At 56.0% G+C, this 13626-nt stretch carries 20 protein-coding genes and 1 tRNA gene; 11 read left to right on the top strand and 10 right to left on the bottom strand.

What is annotated here, in order from left to right:
• Positions 1–29: 29 nt before the first annotated feature.
• From ACOVRA_RS02875 to ACOVRA_RS02845, 7 genes are all read left to right on the top strand, one after another.
• Positions 30–404 (top strand): DUF59 domain-containing protein, encoded by a 375-nt coding sequence (locus tag ACOVRA_RS02875; protein ID WP_395631906.1) that lies wholly within the window; start codon positions 30–32, stop codon positions 402–404.
• Positions 405–413: 9 nt separating this feature from the next.
• Positions 414–803: a HesB/IscA family protein gene (locus ACOVRA_RS02870; protein ID WP_298228510.1), complete on the top strand. Its 390-nt coding sequence runs from the start codon at positions 414–416 to the stop codon at positions 801–803.
• Positions 804–805: 2 nt separating this feature from the next.
• Positions 806–1162, top strand: coding sequence for a TfoX/Sxy family protein (locus ACOVRA_RS02865; protein WP_421718970.1), 357 nt, complete (start codon positions 806–808; stop codon positions 1160–1162).
• Positions 1163–1173: 11 nt separating this feature from the next.
• The gene (locus ACOVRA_RS02860; RefSeq protein WP_421718969.1) at positions 1174–1917 is read left to right on the top strand and encodes a GNAT family N-acetyltransferase; all 744 of its coding nucleotides are present in this window, start codon (positions 1174–1176) and stop codon (positions 1915–1917) included.
• Positions 1918–2034: 117 nt separating this feature from the next.
• The gene (locus ACOVRA_RS02855) at positions 2035–2631 is read left to right on the top strand and encodes a LemA family protein (protein ID WP_421718968.1); all 597 of its coding nucleotides are present in this window, start codon (positions 2035–2037) and stop codon (positions 2629–2631) included.
• A 4-nt stretch (positions 2632–2635) separates the two neighbouring features.
• A complete protein-coding gene (locus ACOVRA_RS02850) occupies positions 2636–3517 on the top strand; it encodes a TPM domain-containing protein (RefSeq protein ID WP_421718967.1) in 882 nt (293 codons plus the stop codon).
• Positions 3511–4230: a TPM domain-containing protein gene (locus tag ACOVRA_RS02845; RefSeq protein ID WP_421718966.1), complete on the top strand. Its 720-nt coding sequence runs from the start codon at positions 3511–3513 to the stop codon at positions 4228–4230. Before ACOVRA_RS02850 ends, ACOVRA_RS02845 begins: the two co-directional genes overlap by 7 nt.
• 11 nt (positions 4231–4241) lie before the next feature.
• Here the strand turns inward: ACOVRA_RS02845 and ACOVRA_RS02840 are convergent, their stop codons facing one another.
• The 3 genes from ACOVRA_RS02840 to gluQRS all read right to left on the bottom strand — a co-directional run bounded on the left by ACOVRA_RS02840 (position 4242) and on the right by gluQRS (position 6650).
• On the bottom strand, positions 4242–4853 hold the full coding sequence (locus ACOVRA_RS02840) for an HD domain-containing protein (RefSeq protein ID WP_421718965.1): 612 nt from the start codon (positions 4851–4853) through the stop codon (positions 4242–4244).
• A gap of 62 nt (positions 4854–4915) precedes the next feature.
• Entirely contained in the window at positions 4916–5815 is a 900-nt protein-coding gene (locus ACOVRA_RS02835) for a DMT family transporter (protein ID WP_421718964.1), read from the bottom strand.
• Between the two features lie 10 nt (positions 5816–5825).
• Positions 5826–6650 (bottom strand): tRNA glutamyl-Q(34) synthetase GluQRS, encoded by an 825-nt coding sequence (gluQRS, locus tag ACOVRA_RS02830; RefSeq protein WP_421718963.1) that lies wholly within the window; start codon positions 6648–6650, stop codon positions 5826–5828.
• A 58-nt stretch (positions 6651–6708) separates the two neighbouring features.
• Between gluQRS and ACOVRA_RS02825 the strand changes: the two genes are divergently transcribed.
• Positions 6709–7359, top strand: coding sequence for an alpha/beta hydrolase (locus tag ACOVRA_RS02825; RefSeq protein ID WP_421718962.1), 651 nt, complete (start codon positions 6709–6711; stop codon positions 7357–7359).
• Here ACOVRA_RS02825 and ACOVRA_RS02820 read toward each other — a convergent pair.
• A complete protein-coding gene (locus ACOVRA_RS02820) occupies positions 7346–7999 on the bottom strand; it encodes a Pr6Pr family membrane protein (RefSeq protein WP_421718961.1) in 654 nt (217 codons plus the stop codon). The two genes, ACOVRA_RS02825 and ACOVRA_RS02820, sit on opposite strands and share 14 nt — an antisense overlap.
• A 192-nt stretch (positions 8000–8191) precedes the next feature.
• Here ACOVRA_RS02820 and ACOVRA_RS02815 point away from each other — a divergent pair, with 192 nt between their 5' ends.
• Both ACOVRA_RS02815 and ACOVRA_RS02810 read left to right on the top strand, forming a co-directional pair.
• Positions 8192–8791, top strand: a complete 600-nt coding sequence (locus tag ACOVRA_RS02815; protein ID WP_298228489.1) for an HNH endonuclease — start codon at positions 8192–8194, stop codon at positions 8789–8791.
• 128 nt (positions 8792–8919) lie between these two features.
• On the top strand, positions 8920–9963 hold the full coding sequence (locus tag ACOVRA_RS02810; protein ID WP_421718960.1) for a 5-bromo-4-chloroindolyl phosphate hydrolysis family protein: 1044 nt from the start codon (positions 8920–8922) through the stop codon (positions 9961–9963).
• 7 nt (positions 9964–9970) lie between these two features.
• On the opposite strand, the gene ACOVRA_RS02805 is transcribed toward ACOVRA_RS02810, so the two are convergent.
• The 3 genes from ACOVRA_RS02805 to ACOVRA_RS02795 all read right to left on the bottom strand — a co-directional run bounded on the left by ACOVRA_RS02805 (position 9971) and on the right by ACOVRA_RS02795 (position 11808).
• Positions 9971–10549: a demethoxyubiquinone hydroxylase family protein gene (locus tag ACOVRA_RS02805; protein ID WP_298228484.1), complete on the bottom strand. Its 579-nt coding sequence runs from the start codon at positions 10547–10549 to the stop codon at positions 9971–9973.
• On the bottom strand, positions 10542–11078 hold the full coding sequence (locus ACOVRA_RS02800) for a disulfide bond formation protein B (RefSeq protein ID WP_421718959.1): 537 nt from the start codon (positions 11076–11078) through the stop codon (positions 10542–10544). The genes ACOVRA_RS02805 and ACOVRA_RS02800 overlap by 8 nt, the downstream gene beginning before the upstream one ends.
• Before the next feature lie 61 nt (positions 11079–11139).
• Complete coding sequence (locus tag ACOVRA_RS02795; RefSeq protein WP_290807723.1) at positions 11140–11808, bottom strand: exopolysaccharide biosynthesis protein; 669 nt, start codon at positions 11806–11808, stop codon at positions 11140–11142.
• A gap of 156 nt (positions 11809–11964) precedes the next feature.
• Here ACOVRA_RS02795 and ACOVRA_RS02790 point away from each other — a divergent pair.
• Positions 11965–12049, top strand: a tRNA-Leu gene (locus ACOVRA_RS02790).
• A gap of 115 nt (positions 12050–12164) precedes the next feature.
• Here ACOVRA_RS02790 and ACOVRA_RS02785 read toward each other — a convergent pair.
• The 3 genes from ACOVRA_RS02785 to ACOVRA_RS02775 are packed head-to-tail and all read right to left on the bottom strand — an operon-like array spanning position 12165 to position 13508.
• Positions 12165–12596, bottom strand: a complete 432-nt coding sequence (locus tag ACOVRA_RS02785; protein WP_421718958.1) for a DUF6941 family protein — start codon at positions 12594–12596, stop codon at positions 12165–12167.
• On the bottom strand, positions 12593–12988 hold the full coding sequence (locus ACOVRA_RS02780; RefSeq protein WP_421718957.1) for a helix-turn-helix domain-containing protein: 396 nt from the start codon (positions 12986–12988) through the stop codon (positions 12593–12595). Before ACOVRA_RS02780 ends, ACOVRA_RS02785 begins: the two co-directional genes overlap by 4 nt.
• The gene (locus ACOVRA_RS02775) at positions 12981–13508 is read right to left on the bottom strand and encodes a hypothetical protein (RefSeq protein ID WP_421718956.1); all 528 of its coding nucleotides are present in this window, start codon (positions 13506–13508) and stop codon (positions 12981–12983) included. Before ACOVRA_RS02775 ends, ACOVRA_RS02780 begins: the two co-directional genes overlap by 8 nt.
• Positions 13509–13626 lie beyond the last annotated feature (118 nt).

The following is a 13626-nucleotide window of genomic DNA, read 5'->3' as shown; positions in this document are numbered from 1 at the left end:
TGAGCGATGAAACGACTGCCCCACGAGATATGCTGGATGTATCCAGCCCGCCTATCGTGCAACCAGATCGGGAGCCTTCCGACCTGCCACCCGAAGAGATCGCCCGCTTGACGGACGATTTGATTGACGCGTTCAAGACCGTCTATGACCCGGAAATTCCGGTCGACGTCTATGAATTGGGCTTGATTTATAAAGTTGATCTGAAAGCTGGCGGCCATGTCGATATCGACATGACGCTCACCGCCCCGGCTTGCCCTGTGGCCGGCGAACTCCCAATTATGGTAGAAGATGCGGCCAAGACGGTGAATGGGATCAATTCGGCCAAGGCCATTGTGACCTTTGATCCACCTTGGACGCAAGCACGCATGAGCGATGAAGCCCGTTTGGCTTTGAATATGCTATAGGTGGCACACATGAATTCGCCCGACCTGATCCCAACCCGCACCCGCCGCCCGCGCCCGCAAGTCGTGAGCCTGACAGACGCCGCTGCTGAGCGCGTGCGCGATGTCATGGCCAAGTCTGAAAAGCCCTATCTGCGCGTCGGCATTAAAAATGGCGGTTGCGCGGGAATGGAATATGTCATGGCCTATGCCGATGCCCCAGATCCTTTGGACGAAGTGGTAGAAGATAAGGGCGTGAAAATCCTCGTCGCCTCCAATGCCATCTTATTCTTGGTCGGCTCTGTCGTCGATGTGGAGAACACCAAGCTGCACTCCAAGTTCGTCTTCAAAAACCCCAATGAAACCGATGCTTGTGGCTGTGGGGAGAGCGTGACCATCGTTCCTGCCACGTCTGAGGCCTGATTTTGGCCAAGAAGGCAAAGGCCAATCCCGAACTAGATGCGCTGATTGCGACCGCGCAGGATTTGTTCAGCGGCTTAGGCGATATTCGGGTCCGCAAAATGTTTGGCGGCGCAGGCGTCTATTATGACGGCCGCATGTTTGCGCTTCTGACGGATAATGAAATCTATCTCAAAGCCGACCGGATCAATAACCCAAAATTTGACGCCCAGGATTGCCAACCCTTTCACTATGATAAAGGGACAGGCGAGATCATGACTCTATCCTATCGGGCGATGCCGGAATCGGCTTTTGATGATGCAGACGAAGCCTTGGTTTGGGCCAAGCTGGGCATTGAGGCCGCTGCCCGCGCGCAAAAATAGAGACTGGTAGCTTGGACCTATCCGCCATCCATCGTATCGAACAGGCAACCGCGCGCGGCTGGCCTGCCGTGCGCGAAAATCGGCTTGATGGGTGGCAAGTTTTTTCGGGGCTGGGTTTTGTTGGTCGCACCAATTCATGCTGGCCGTTGACCTATGCGGGGAGTGATGTTGACGCCTCCATCGAGGCGGTGGAGGCGCATTATCGTGCCTTGGGCTTGGCACCTCAGTTCAAATTGGTGACCGGTGGCGCAGACCCGTTGGACTTGCCCGAAAGACTGGCGCGGCGCGGCTATGTGGCCGTCAGCCAAGTTGCCGTGATGACTTTTGAGGGCCAGTTAGGCGCGCCCAAGCATGAGGTAGATATCAGTCCCCACGTCACACAAGACTTCATTCAGATCGTCTCAGAAACCAGCCATTCAGGTGGCGATGGCCAAGAGCGGATCGACATTCTAGGCCGCATACCTTGCCCATCTGCCTTTGGGATTATCCGCCAAAATGGGGCGCTGGCAGCAGCGGGGCTCTGCACCTTTGCCGGTGATAGCGCTGGCATAGCGGCCATGCGCACCCATGCCAGTTGTCGCAATCAAGGGCTTGCCCGTTCCGTCCTCCGCGCGATCATGGGGCGGGCTTTTCAGTCAGGCTATCGACAATTCTGGTTGCAAGTCGAAACCAATAATGCCCCGGCGCGACATCTTTATGAAAGTGAAGGCTTTGTAGCCGCCTACCAATATCAAACGGTGCGCCGAGAGCCCTAACGCGGGCATGGGTTCGATTTTAACATGCGCCATCTTGCGCTACCCCTTGCCACCCCTAACATAAGGGCGTCCTTTGGTGCGCGCATGTAGCGACACAAAGACGGTATGGAGGTTTAGATGGCTTTGAACACACGTTTTGCTGCTTTGGCATTGGTTGGCGTTGCCGCAACATCGGTTTCAGGATGTGGCTATAACACCATTCCAACGCAGGAAGAGGCTGCCAAGGCGGCTTGGGCCGAAGTTCAAACCCAATATCAACGCCGTGCGGACTTGGTGCCAAACCTTGTCGCGACTGTCAAAGGCGCTGCAGCACAGGAAAAGGGTGTTCTGACGGCGGTAACGGAGGCGCGCGCTTCCGCGACCCAACCCAAGTTTGATGCCTCAACCATCACCGACCCGCAAAAATTCCAAGAGTTTCAAGCGGCGCAAGCGCAGCTTTCAACCGCACTCATCAACTTCCGCCAAACCGTTGAAGCCTATCCGGAGCTACGCTCCTTAGAGGGCTATGCAGCGCTGCAATCCCAACTTGAGGGCACGGAGAACCGGATCGCCATTGCGCGCCGCGACTATAATGCCGCCGTGCAGACCTTTAATACCACTTTGCGGACTTTCCCCAGTGTGGTCTGGGCCAAGACGGCATTTTCGTCCTCCCAGCCCATGCAGCTCTTCCAAGCGACCGCAGGCTCTGAAAAGCCGCCGGAAGTGAAGTTTTAAGCGCGTGACCAATCCCGCCTTGCTGCGGCCTTCACCAAGCCTTTCAAGTCGCTTCTGGCTTTTGGCTTTGCTGGCGCTCAGCTTGATCGCCACATGTTGGATAACAAGCCCTGCTCGGGCCGCCGATCCTAAATTCCCGGTCCTAACTGGCCGGGTTGTGGATGATGCCAATATCATTCCCGAGGAGACCGAGGGCGAACTCATTGCGCAATTGGAGGCATTAGAGGCCAAATCGTCGGACCAATTGGTGGTGGTGACGGTTCCAAGCTTACAGGGTTTTGAGCTCGAGGAATTTGGCTACAAGCTCGGTCGGGCTTGGCAAATCGGGCAGGGCGAACGCCTGAATAATGGCGTCATTCTCTTGGTGGCTCCGAATGAGCGCAAAGTGCGGATCGAGGTCGGCTATGGCCTCGAAGGCATTTTGACGGATTATTATACCAGCGAAATCATTCGCGACAACATTGTGCCGGCCTTTAAAGCGGGCGATATGCCGGGCGGCATTGTTGCGGGTACAGCCGCGATTGAGCAGATTTTGACGACCGATCCAGCTGAGCTGCAAGCCCGGGCCGCCCGTGGCCTGAAGGCGGAGGCCAAGGACACAGGTGGCGATCCGATTGCCGTGATCATTGTGATTGCCTTTTTGATTTTCTGGATTTGGCTCTCGATCGCCAACACACGGCGTACGCGGTTTCGCCGCCATTCCCCTTGGGGCAGTGGTCCTATCATCCTGCATGACTGGGATGATGATGATGACCGCCGCGGCGGCGGTGGCTTTGGTGGCGGCTTTGGTGGTGGTGGATTTGGTGGTGGTGGCTTTGGCGGCGGCGGCGGTTTCTCCGGCGGCGGCGGCAGCTTTGGTGGGGGCGGGGCATCAGGCTCATGGTAAAACACGCGCATATGCATTTGACCGCTGAGGATAAGGCTGCAGTCACGGCAGCCATTGCGGCGGCCGAAACAAAGACCTCGGGCGAGATCGTGGTTGTCGTCTCGGGGCGAACCGTCGATTATCGTTGGATCATGCTATTTTATGGGGCCTTGGTTGCTATTCTCGTGCCCTTGCTCCTGATGGCGATTGGTCTGAACCCTTTGACCATTGGCAGCGCCTTCACGCTCTGGCAGGCAGGGGGGTGGAATGTCGGTCTTGGTGCCACGCCCGCCGATGAGGCAGCAACCGGCATGATCTTCATCCTAGCCCTACAGGCGATCCTGTTTATGCTGGTTTCGGCTTTAGACCTGCAGCCGGGTATCGCCGCGAAGCTGACGCCTGCTTGGATCAAGCGCCAGCAAGTCCATCGCGCGGCACGCGATCAATTCTTGGCACACGGCCTGCAACAGACCACTGGGAAAACTGGGGTGTTGATCTTTGTGAGCTTGGCCGAACATCAAGCCGAAATCATTGCCGATACGGGCATTTATACCAAGGTGTCCCGTGATGTCTGGCGCGATGTCATTGGCAAGCTGGTCACAGCCGCGCGCGAGCAAGCCTTAGGCCGTGGCCTGATTGCGGCCATAGAAGACAGTGCCACCATATTGTCGGTTCACTTCCCACGCCGGGATGACGATGTGGACGAATTGCCCAACAAAGTCATCATCATCTAGCGAGAAATCGCCTAAGCTTTGTCTGCTAAAGCTTTTAAATAAATTGAGTTTTTAGGTGCGGCGAACAAGCGTTGAACCATGGGGTCAAAGGCTTCCAGCGGCATGGCTTGATAGGCTGGATCAAAGGCGTTTTGGTCATGCCGGTGGCAGAAGCGCGCGGTATGCTCAAAATGGGGATGGTCGCGGTAAGCTTCGCGCATATCGCGGTCGAGCCCTAAATGATGGAAGAAATAATAGCCTTGGAAGATACCGTGATTGGCGACCATCCAATGATTGGCCTCGCTGACAAAGGGCTTCAAAATTGCGGCGGCAATATCGGGGTGATTATAGCTGCCCAAGGTGTCGCCAATATCATGCAAGAGCGCGCAGACGACATATTCTTCGTCCATTCCGTCGCGGTGGGCCAAGGTGGCCGATTGCAATGAATGGGTTAGCCGATCAATCGGAAAGCCACCATAATCGCCGTCCAACAGGCGCAAATGTGCCAAAACCCGGTCTGCCAAACCTTTATTGAAAGCTTTAGAATGGCCCGCAATGATGGCCCAATCTTCCTGTGTGCCTTCCATCATGGACTTAAACTGCGCTTGGTCTGAATGAAGATCAGAATGATGGCCGTCTGCCATGTTGGTGCCTCCCTTTATGTTTGAGGTAGGTTCACCCTCTTTTTGCATTTAGGCAAGGGGGATCAGCCTGCCCGCCTTGCGAGCCAAACCCCCACCAGCACCAAAGCCCCGCCCATCATCTGCACCGGGGTGAGGCTTTCGTGCAGCCACGCCCAGCCGAGGAAGCCGACCAGCACAGGCTGTAACAAGATCAAGACCGACGCAATGTGGGTCGGCACCATGCCAAAACCCACCGCTAGGAGGCCTTGCCCGGCCACTTGCGCCATCACGCCTAAGACCAAGAGTGGCCACCATTGCGCGATGAAGGATTGTCCGGTTGCTGGCGGCAAGAGGGGCTCACCCGAAAGGACAGTCACGGCCAAGCAGCAGAGCATGGCAAAGGCTGAAGAGAAGAACATAATTGTGCCTGCGCCCCATTGATTGCGCATGCTGGCAATGGTGATGAGATAAAGCCCGTACCAGATGGAGGTTAGGGCTGATAATCCGTCGCCCGCCAAGCGGTCTGGGTTGGTGGCAGGGGCCCCACCAGAGAGCAAGAGCGAACCGACAAGGGCGATCACGACTGCGACCCAATAGGCCTTATTGGGCAAAGCCCGTGTCGTTAGCCAGGTGACGGCAACCACCACAATCGGCGTCAGGTTCGACAAAAAGGTGGCGTTGGCCGCACTCGTGCGCACGATCCCCGCGTGCCACGTTGCCAAATCGCCCGCAAATAACAGCCCTGCCAGTGCCAAGAGGCCAATGGGCAAAGCAGTAGGCTTACCATCATTTGCTTTGGGTTTGGCTTCCAAATAAGCCCAGAGGGCCAAAAGCGGCAGCGCGAAGGCGAGGCGCCAAAACGCACTGGCTTGTGGACCCAGTGGCGACAGCTTCACCATAATGGGGGCCAGCGCGATGCAGGAAGCACCCGCCGCCAAGGCGATTGTCCCGAGGAATAGCTTTTGTGCATCGGTTTGGGCCACGCGCGGGTTCCTAAAGGCCAAGACTGGTTCGAATCAAAGCCGGGCTTGTGCCGCTTTCGCGCAAGCTACGCAATGTGACGGACTGATTACGCTTGGCAAAGCGCTTGCCATCGGCGTCCAAGATCAGGCGATGGTGCCGGTAGATGGGCGTTGGCAGGCCGAGCAGTTTTTGCAGGACGACGTGAATATGGGCGGCTTCGGCCAAATCTTCGCCGCGGATAACATGGGTGATGCCTTGGCTGGCGTCGTCGAGCACGCTGGCGAGGTGATAGCTGGAGGGAAACTCCTTCCGTGCCAGCACAATATCGCCCAATTGGCCGGGATCGGCTTTGACCCATTGGCCATTGGCCTCAAAGCCTAAACGATCCCAGTCAGCACCAATCACCGCCGCACTGCGTGCCAGCGACAGCCGCCACGCATAGGCCTTGCCTGTCGCCAGTTGGTCGGCCTCCTCGCTGGGCGGTAAAGGCGCAACAGGCTCTGGGCCTGAAAAGCTATGGGGGGCCGAAGCGATGGCCTCCATCAGCTCTTTGCGGGTCTTGAAACAGCGATAGAGCACGCCAAGTGCTTTCAAGCGTTCCAGAGCCGCTTCATAGTCCTCCATATGGTCACTTTGGCGACGCACCGGGTTTTCCCATGTCAGGCCCAGCCACGCTAAATCCTCATAAATGGCCTCTTCAAATTCAGGCCGACACCGCGTCAGGTCGGTATCCTCGATCCGCAGAATAAAGCGCCCTTGTTCGGATTGGGCCGCGTCAAAGGCCGTCCAAGCCGAAAAGGCATGGCCCAAATGTAGATAGCCGGTAGGCGAGGGGGCAAAGCGGGTGGCAAACATGCCTGCTCTATGCCGTGGGGCGGCTGTCCTTGGCAATTGGCTTTTGCTAGCATGGGCTATGGCAACAACAATCCTTACCGGCCCGCGTCGCGCGCCCACTTCTGGTCAAAGCCCCAAAGGCCTTGTCGTAAGCTTGCACGGCTATGGCTCAAACGGGGATGATCTGATTTCGCTTGCGCCCTATTGGGATCGTCTTTTGCCAGATGTGCAATTCAGCTCGCCCAACGCGCCCACGCAGGTGCCAGGCTTTGGTGCGATGTATCAGTGGTTCGCGATTGAAAGCATGGACCCCGTCCATTTGGCCAAGGGCGCAAAGGAGGCAGCGCCCCTACTGGAAGCCTTCCTCGAAGCTGAAATGGCGCGCTTTAATGTCACCAAAGCCCAGACGGCCTTGGTGGGTTTCAGCCAAGGCACGATGATGGCGCTGCAAGTGGGCTTGGCCTCTAAGGAGGCCTATGCCGGCATTTTGGGGTTTTCGGGTGCCTTGGTTGGCAGTCCGGATCTGGCTTCTAAGCCACCCGTCTTATTGGTGCATGGCGATCAAGATGACGTCGTACCGCTGGCGGCAAGTCAAATGGCCCAGCAGTTTTTAAGTCAGGCTGGCCTTGATGCACGCCTGCATGTCTCACCAAGGGCGGCCCATACGATTGCGATGGACGGTTTGCAGCTTGGCGGGGCCTTCTTGGCGCGGGTGCTTAAAGGGGCCTAGACTGCAGCCGCTTCAGGCCTTTGGCGAGGATGACGAACAAAAGCCCCATCACCAAAAAGCCGAGCCCCAAGCCTAATACATTCAGCCCAATCTGCCCCAGACCATATTTGCCGACATCGAGGAAGAAGTAAGGGTACCAATCTTCAAACCGGCCGCGCAGCAGGGCTGCACTGGTGTAAAGAAGCGGCCACGCCAGCCAGATAACAGCGTGGCCAAACTTCACCTCGTCCTTGTCCGCAAATAAGGCCCACCAAAGCAGCGTTAAGGCCGGGACAACATAATGAACCCCTAAATCACCGATCAGATTCAGGCCTGAAAGATTGCGCCCTCCGCTGAGAAGGAGGTGATAAATCACGCCCATGGTGGTGATATAAAAGGTCAGGGCCGCCAAGGCATGATTTGGGAAAATCTTGGGTCCTTTGGGCGAGGTTGCGATCAACCCCATGCTGATCGCGATCAAGCTATTGGTCAGGATGGTGAAATAGCCCGTCAGCCGCCACAGACTGTCCGCCAAGCCCATGCCATCGCGCATGGTCCATCCAACACTGATCCATGATTGCAGGATCAGAGCGGCACAGGTGAATAGGCACAAGAGGCCCGCAAAAAGTTTGGCGGCTGGTTTGGGCGGGTAGGTCGTCATAGCCCGTCACTGGCAGAGCAACTGCATCGACACAAATCGATATCGCATCTGTCATGTTTTCTTTGCAGTGAATCGGTTACTGATAAAGCGCAGAGCAGGAGGAAGCCGTTTTCAACAGGCCATACCATACCAGTCTCGCCGTCGGCCGTGCCGATCTCATGAAGATTGCTTCCCTGAAACACGGAGGCGACCATGAATATTGACCATCTGGAATTCGCCTCAAACCACCAGCCGATCAAGGCCCAATCGAGTTTAGCGGGCTTTCCGGCTTTGGTCTTAAACGCCGATTATCGCCCCTTGTCTTACTATCCTTTGTCGGTTTGGTCGTGGCAGGATGCGGTCAAGGCGGTTTACATGGACCGGGTCGAAGTGGTGGCGGAATATGATCAGGCCGTCCACAGCCCCAGCTTTGAAATGCGGCTACCCAGCGTCATTTCGCTCAAAGAATATGTCCAGCAAGACCGCGCCCCAGCCTTTACCCGCTTTAATCTGTTCCTGCGTGACGGCTTTAAATGCGCCTATTGCCATGCCACCGATGATTTGACGTTTGACCACGTGGTGCCGCGCTCTAAAGGCGGGAAGACAACCTGGGAAAACATCGTCACTGCCTGCTCGCCGTGCAATTTGCGCAAGGGCGGGCGGAGTTTGCGCGAAGTGGGTATGACGCCCCGCAAGCCACCGCGTAGACCGACCATGCATGAGTTGCAGGCCATGGGCCGCAAGTTCCCGCCGCACCATTTGCACGAGAGCTGGGTTGATTGGCTCTATTGGGATGTGGTGCTGGAAGCATAAGTCAGCCCGCCTAACATCATTGTAATCTTCTGGTCGCCTTATTGCGCGCAATGCCCCCTTCCGAGGAGGCTGTTAAGCTCCTATGTCGGATGAATGGCCAATTTCGCATTGGCCAAAGGAATGTTTTGATGAAGCGCCCTTTTGGACCAACCAGTGCAATCGCCCGCGAAACCCTGCGTCGTGGCATGGGCCGCGTGCGCGAAGCAGCGCCTCTACTGCGTAAAGGCCGTCTCGCTGGCCTTGGCTTACTTGGCGTTTTAATCGGATTTATACAAAGTGTCATCGAACTGGCGATGCGCGAGGCCTATGAAGCCCTCGACCGGCGCCATGAGGCGCAGATTAAAAAGGGTAGTGACACGATGGGACGGCGACGCGAATGGCGTGAAGAGGATGACGAGGAAGACCGCAAGGTCTATAGACGCAAAATGGAAGATGCCCGCCGCCGCTTTGAGCTTGAGATTCGCGCCGCGCGGGATGTTCAGCGTGAACAACGCCGTGCCCAAGGTCGCATTAAGGCGACTTGGACCTTAGCCTCTGTCGGTGCCGGGATTTTCTTGGCTGCCGTGATTGGTGATCTGTTGAACCCCGTTGCTGGTATTGGCTTTGGCATCATGGCCGGTGGAGCTATTTCGTGGGTAGGCTCATTATTCCTCCATCGCATCGGGAAGCCTGCGGCTGGAACAGCCGCAACGCCTGTGCCCGCCCGCCCTGAAATTGAAGCCCCAACGGTCAGCGAAAACGCCATGCCGCAAGGCCGTACCGAATTGGTGCAGCAGGTCTTGGCCGATGCCGCAACGGCGTTGCGCGCACTCGACGGCACCTTGTCGCGACTACGCCACCCAGATTCTGTAGCTTCGGTCGCGCGCATCGTTGCGGTGGGTAATCGCTTGATGATGATGGTGGCGGCAAATCCGGAGAAGCTGTCCATCGCCCAGCGCGTCTTCACCTATTATTGCCCCGAGACGGTCAAAGTCGCGGAAGCCCTTGCCAAGCTTGAAACCGACCCTGCCCCAGATATGGAGCGGATTGGCGGCACACAGACGATCTTGAAGAAGTTGGAAGTACTGTTTGAGCGGACTGAGCTGGAGCTTAAGGCCGATGAAGGCAAAGAGCTGGATATTGATCTGAAGCTTTTGGATCAATCGATCGAGTCTGATCTGCGCTATCAATAAGGCCGCCTTAGACCTTTTGGCAGACCGCAATCGCAACCCGGCATCCGGCCTTAATCACGGCTTCTAGGACGGGATGGCCGAAAGCCTCTTTCGCGCCTTCGGCAATGGCTTGATCCTTGTGCGCGATTTCTTCCTCGCGAAACTGGCGGATCATAGCCGACAGCTCTGGCTCTTGATCGCCTAATTCTTCGATCTGCTCGCGGTAGTGATCTTCGATCACTTCTTCGACGGCAGCCGTGCAGGCATGGGCGGCCTTCTCGCCCATCAGCGCCGTCACCACCCCCAGGCCAAAGCCAGCAGCGCCCCAGATCGGGCCTAATAGGGTTGGCCGGACTTTGCGTTCCAGCAGCAATTTATCAAAGGCAGCCTTATGCACCGCCTCATCGGCTTCTTGCTCAGCGAGTTGAGCCGCAATCTTGCGTGCGCCGGGCAGGCGCGAGAATACGGCACGCTGGCCCTCATAAATGCGGGTCGCACCAAACTCGCCGGCATGGTCAACACGTAGCATCTCCGCCACGCGGTCTTGGACAAAGCGGCGACCGGGTGCCGCAGGACGGCTGGCGCGGGCAGTGGTGGCTTCAGACATCTGATTTCTCCGTCAAACCGCGAGGATAAAGCACGCTTAAGCCCGAATAGATGGCGAGTTTGAGCGAGATCAACATATTCCAGCCCGCCATCGACAGACCTAGGAAAACCCAAGCCGCCTCATCGCAGGCCACCACGTGTATGGGTTGGTTGAGGGAGCCTAGCAAATCTGTAGGGACCGCCCCGCCGCCGGCAGCCGTGCAAGAGGGCAGGCCGGGCCACCACTTATACTCCACGCCCATGTGAAAGCCCGCCACAATCGCGCCGCCGACAAAGGCGAAGGTCAATAGCAGGTTTAGGGCGCGGTTTGTCATCTCTGCCCCTTCCATCCGGCGGGCTATAAGGGCGAGGGCGGCAATGGCGGCCGCAATCCAATAGGCTTCGCGCTGGTGCAAACAAAGCGCGCAGGGCGCAAGCCCAGCGAAGCGCTCAAACCCATGGGCAATGGCCAACATGGACAGGCTGGATGCCAAGGCGATCCAAGGCCATTGGGCCAAGATGAGGCTGAAGAAAGGGCGTAGACGCATCATGATGATATAGGCCGTTCCCTTGTCTTCGAACAGTTCAACCCGCACCCCACACGCATGCGACCTATTGTCCGATCATATTGCCCAACCAGGGCAGATGCTCTTGGACCAAATTTACCGCAAAGCCTGCGCCAGCAAACAGGCCCCAAATCATCACGACCAAAAAGGTCGACCAAGCAAGGCCCAATAGGCTGCCTGCCAGTGTGAACAGGCCGTCTGTCTGCAGTAAGCCAACGGCGATCAAAGTAATGGCAAGCGAGGGGATGGTGTTGGTGATGGGCAGCATGATGGTAACGGATGCTATCGCGCAAATCGCGCCAACCAGTCGCTCCGCCAAGCCGCTCGCCAGAAAGGTAAAGCGGGGTTTTGAAAATACGGTGGTCCAACGCAACCGCTTGTCGGCAAAGTCAGCAATCGACTCAATCCAAGCCGATTTTACCCGCGCTTCCAGCGCGCGTTTAGGCAACCAAACTTCTTGCGAACCCAGCGCCATTTGCATGGCTAATAGGAAGATCGGGATCGCGATCACCTGTGCGCCGGGTAATCCTGGCACCAAACAAGGAATGGCAAACAAGAGGATCAAGAGGCCAAAGGCACGCTCATCCAATTGATCAACAATATCCCCAATCAAGGCCCCGTCTGGTCCGGCAACCTTTTTCAGATTGACAATGGCATCGATAAAGCTGGTGGGTGGCGCTTGCGCGTCAGACGCGGGGGCAGGGGCAGATGTCATCGGCCGTCTATACGCCGCGGCTCAGGGATTGCCAATCAGGTTTGGCCACCGGTTGCATGGGGCGCTCTGAGTTTCGCGACCATCACCTGCAGGAAGTTGCAGAAAATCCGATTGCATTCACGGTCAAGCCCGTTTAGGAACTGCCCTCCCAACCGTGCCCCGGTGGTGGAATTGGTAGACGCGCTGGACTCAAAATCCAGTTCCGAGAGGAGTGTCGGTTCGAGTCCGACCCGGGGCACCAACGGTTTTTCAAGACAAATTGGCTTTTTGTCGCCCGCACTTGACCGTTGCGGACGCACTTCATTGCGGCATGTCAATTGTCATTGTTCTGGAGTGTAATGACCTCACACGGTACTTCAGGGTGCTTTTTTGATGTCCAGCGCCCCGAGGCGAATTTCATCGTTATCAAGATAGGCCCGCACCTTTAACCGCCCTTCTTCTAGAATCTGAAAGTGCGGCATTTGAAGTTGAAGGTTCATTTGCGCCATCTGAAACCCTTCAGTTTCAACGGGTGGGAGGCTGTTTGGATGTTCAATTTTCGCTTCTTGGAGTATTCGATCCTCTCCATTGACTTCTAAGAGCAGCCGCAAACTCAAGGGGCGGGTCTCGTTTGGGCTTTGAAGGAAATAGATTGATGCCCAAAGTTGGGGCAAGATTGTTGGGAATTCTTTGACAAACATGACCGCTGAATAGATGCCGATCAGCGAGATCTTGCCCGACATTTCAAACCGAATATCATCGCAAAAAAATGTGTATCCACTGGGAAGTCGCGGTTGAATGACGTTCATGCTGTCACGCGAGTCACTTTTTCAAGCGCAGATGTTGGCGGTTCCACACCAGTGCTGACATGCATAGAGCCATGGGTGGTCATGGTCATCGGGCTATTTTGAACGCCAAAGGCCGTAAAAATTCGGCCGGTTTTTTGATCCCGCGCTTCTATGACTAGTTCAACTTCTAACGCGTCAGCAAGGTCCGACAATTTGTCAATCTGCCAGTTGGGCGGGCTGGAAAAGGATCGTGTCATATAGGATTTATGGATGCCCAACTTGTCTGCCAAACCCTTTAGCGTCAGGCCTGCGTCTTGTTTGCGCTTCTGAAGTACGTTCCAGAACAGACTTTGAAAGGCCGCTCTCGTCATCTGGCGGCGATAATCTCGGGTGTAAGTGTCCAGCTCATTCATCGTCATCTCTCACAAGTTCTCCCAGATAGTCTTGAAACGCAGCCCCTTCGTGGGCCGGAACATTTGGAAACAGAGCATCCCATTCCAAAGGAATTTTCGATGCTTCAATCGAATAATTGTCCAAATTGCCGAGATCCCCGCGGATGAAAACGCCAAGCGCGACAAATCGATTTTTCCCCGCAAATCTGCCGAAAATCCGCCAGCCGGGGCGCGGATTGCGCAGTGCCACGACCCAGACTTGATGATGGCCTTGTAGCCATTTGAAATCCGACTTCTTCTTTTTATTTCGGGTGGCACTGACAATGTATCCTTTGCAATACCGACCAACAAACAGATCAAACTCAAGGCATGGGAACCCAAGCTCTGGCGTGATCTTTCCCGTTACCACATCACGAAGGGCTGATTTGGCCCAAATTGTCCGCCGCTGCTCTCCCGCGCGCAGAGGAACAATGGGCGTCAGCTCAACGAAGCCAGCAAGCTTTAACTGCGCATCACTTAACATAGTTGCCTTTAAAGTCAACCCATATTCCTCTCTTTAGAGGGTTTTTTGGATATAAGTGACTTTAAGGAAGCACGGTTTGGAAGTATTTACCAGTGAGTAAGGCGTAGGATAGATCAAGCTCGCCCAGCATTTAATT

The organism is Aquidulcibacter sp., from assembly GCF_049239865.1.
Classification (GTDB): domain Bacteria; phylum Pseudomonadota; class Alphaproteobacteria; order Caulobacterales; family Aquidulcibacteraceae; genus Aquidulcibacter.
The sequence above is the reverse complement of the archived record's forward strand: the minus strand, read 5'-3'. Positions and strand labels throughout refer to the sequence as shown.

Coding starts and splice junctions, on each gene's coding strand:
- ACOVRA_RS02875 (WP_395631906.1), top strand. CDS start 30: ATGCTGGATGTATCCAGCCCGCCTATCGTGCAACCAGATCGGGAGCCT.
- ACOVRA_RS02870 (WP_298228510.1), top strand. CDS start 414: ATGAATTCGCCCGACCTGATCCCAACCCGCACCCGCCGCCCGCGCCCG.
- ACOVRA_RS02855 (WP_421718968.1), top strand. CDS start 2,035: ATGGCTTTGAACACACGTTTTGCTGCTTTGGCATTGGTTGGCGTTGCC.
- ACOVRA_RS02845 (WP_421718966.1), top strand. CDS start 3,511: ATGGTAAAACACGCGCATATGCATTTGACCGCTGAGGATAAGGCTGCA.
- ACOVRA_RS02840 (WP_421718965.1), bottom strand. CDS start 4,853: ATGGCAGACGGCCATCATTCTGATCTTCATTCAGACCAAGCGCAGTTT.
- gluQRS (WP_421718963.1), bottom strand. CDS start 6,650: ATGTTTGCCACCCGCTTTGCCCCCTCGCCTACCGGCTATCTACATTTG.
- ACOVRA_RS02825 (WP_421718962.1), top strand. CDS start 6,709: ATGGCAACAACAATCCTTACCGGCCCGCGTCGCGCGCCCACTTCTGGT.
- ACOVRA_RS02820 (WP_421718961.1), bottom strand. CDS start 7,999: ATGACGACCTACCCGCCCAAACCAGCCGCCAAACTTTTTGCGGGCCTC.
- ACOVRA_RS02815 (WP_298228489.1), top strand. CDS start 8,192: ATGAATATTGACCATCTGGAATTCGCCTCAAACCACCAGCCGATCAAG.
- ACOVRA_RS02810 (WP_421718960.1), top strand. CDS start 8,920: ATGAAGCGCCCTTTTGGACCAACCAGTGCAATCGCCCGCGAAACCCTG.
- ACOVRA_RS02805 (WP_298228484.1), bottom strand. CDS start 10,549: ATGTCTGAAGCCACCACTGCCCGCGCCAGCCGTCCTGCGGCACCCGGT.
- ACOVRA_RS02800 (WP_421718959.1), bottom strand. CDS start 11,078: ATGATGCGTCTACGCCCTTTCTTCAGCCTCATCTTGGCCCAATGGCCT.
- ACOVRA_RS02795 (WP_290807723.1), bottom strand. CDS start 11,808: ATGACATCTGCCCCTGCCCCCGCGTCTGACGCGCAAGCGCCACCCACC.
- ACOVRA_RS02785 (WP_421718958.1), bottom strand. CDS start 12,596: ATGAACGTCATTCAACCGCGACTTCCCAGTGGATACACATTTTTTTGC.
- ACOVRA_RS02780 (WP_421718957.1), bottom strand. CDS start 12,988: ATGAATGAGCTGGACACTTACACCCGAGATTATCGCCGCCAGATGACG.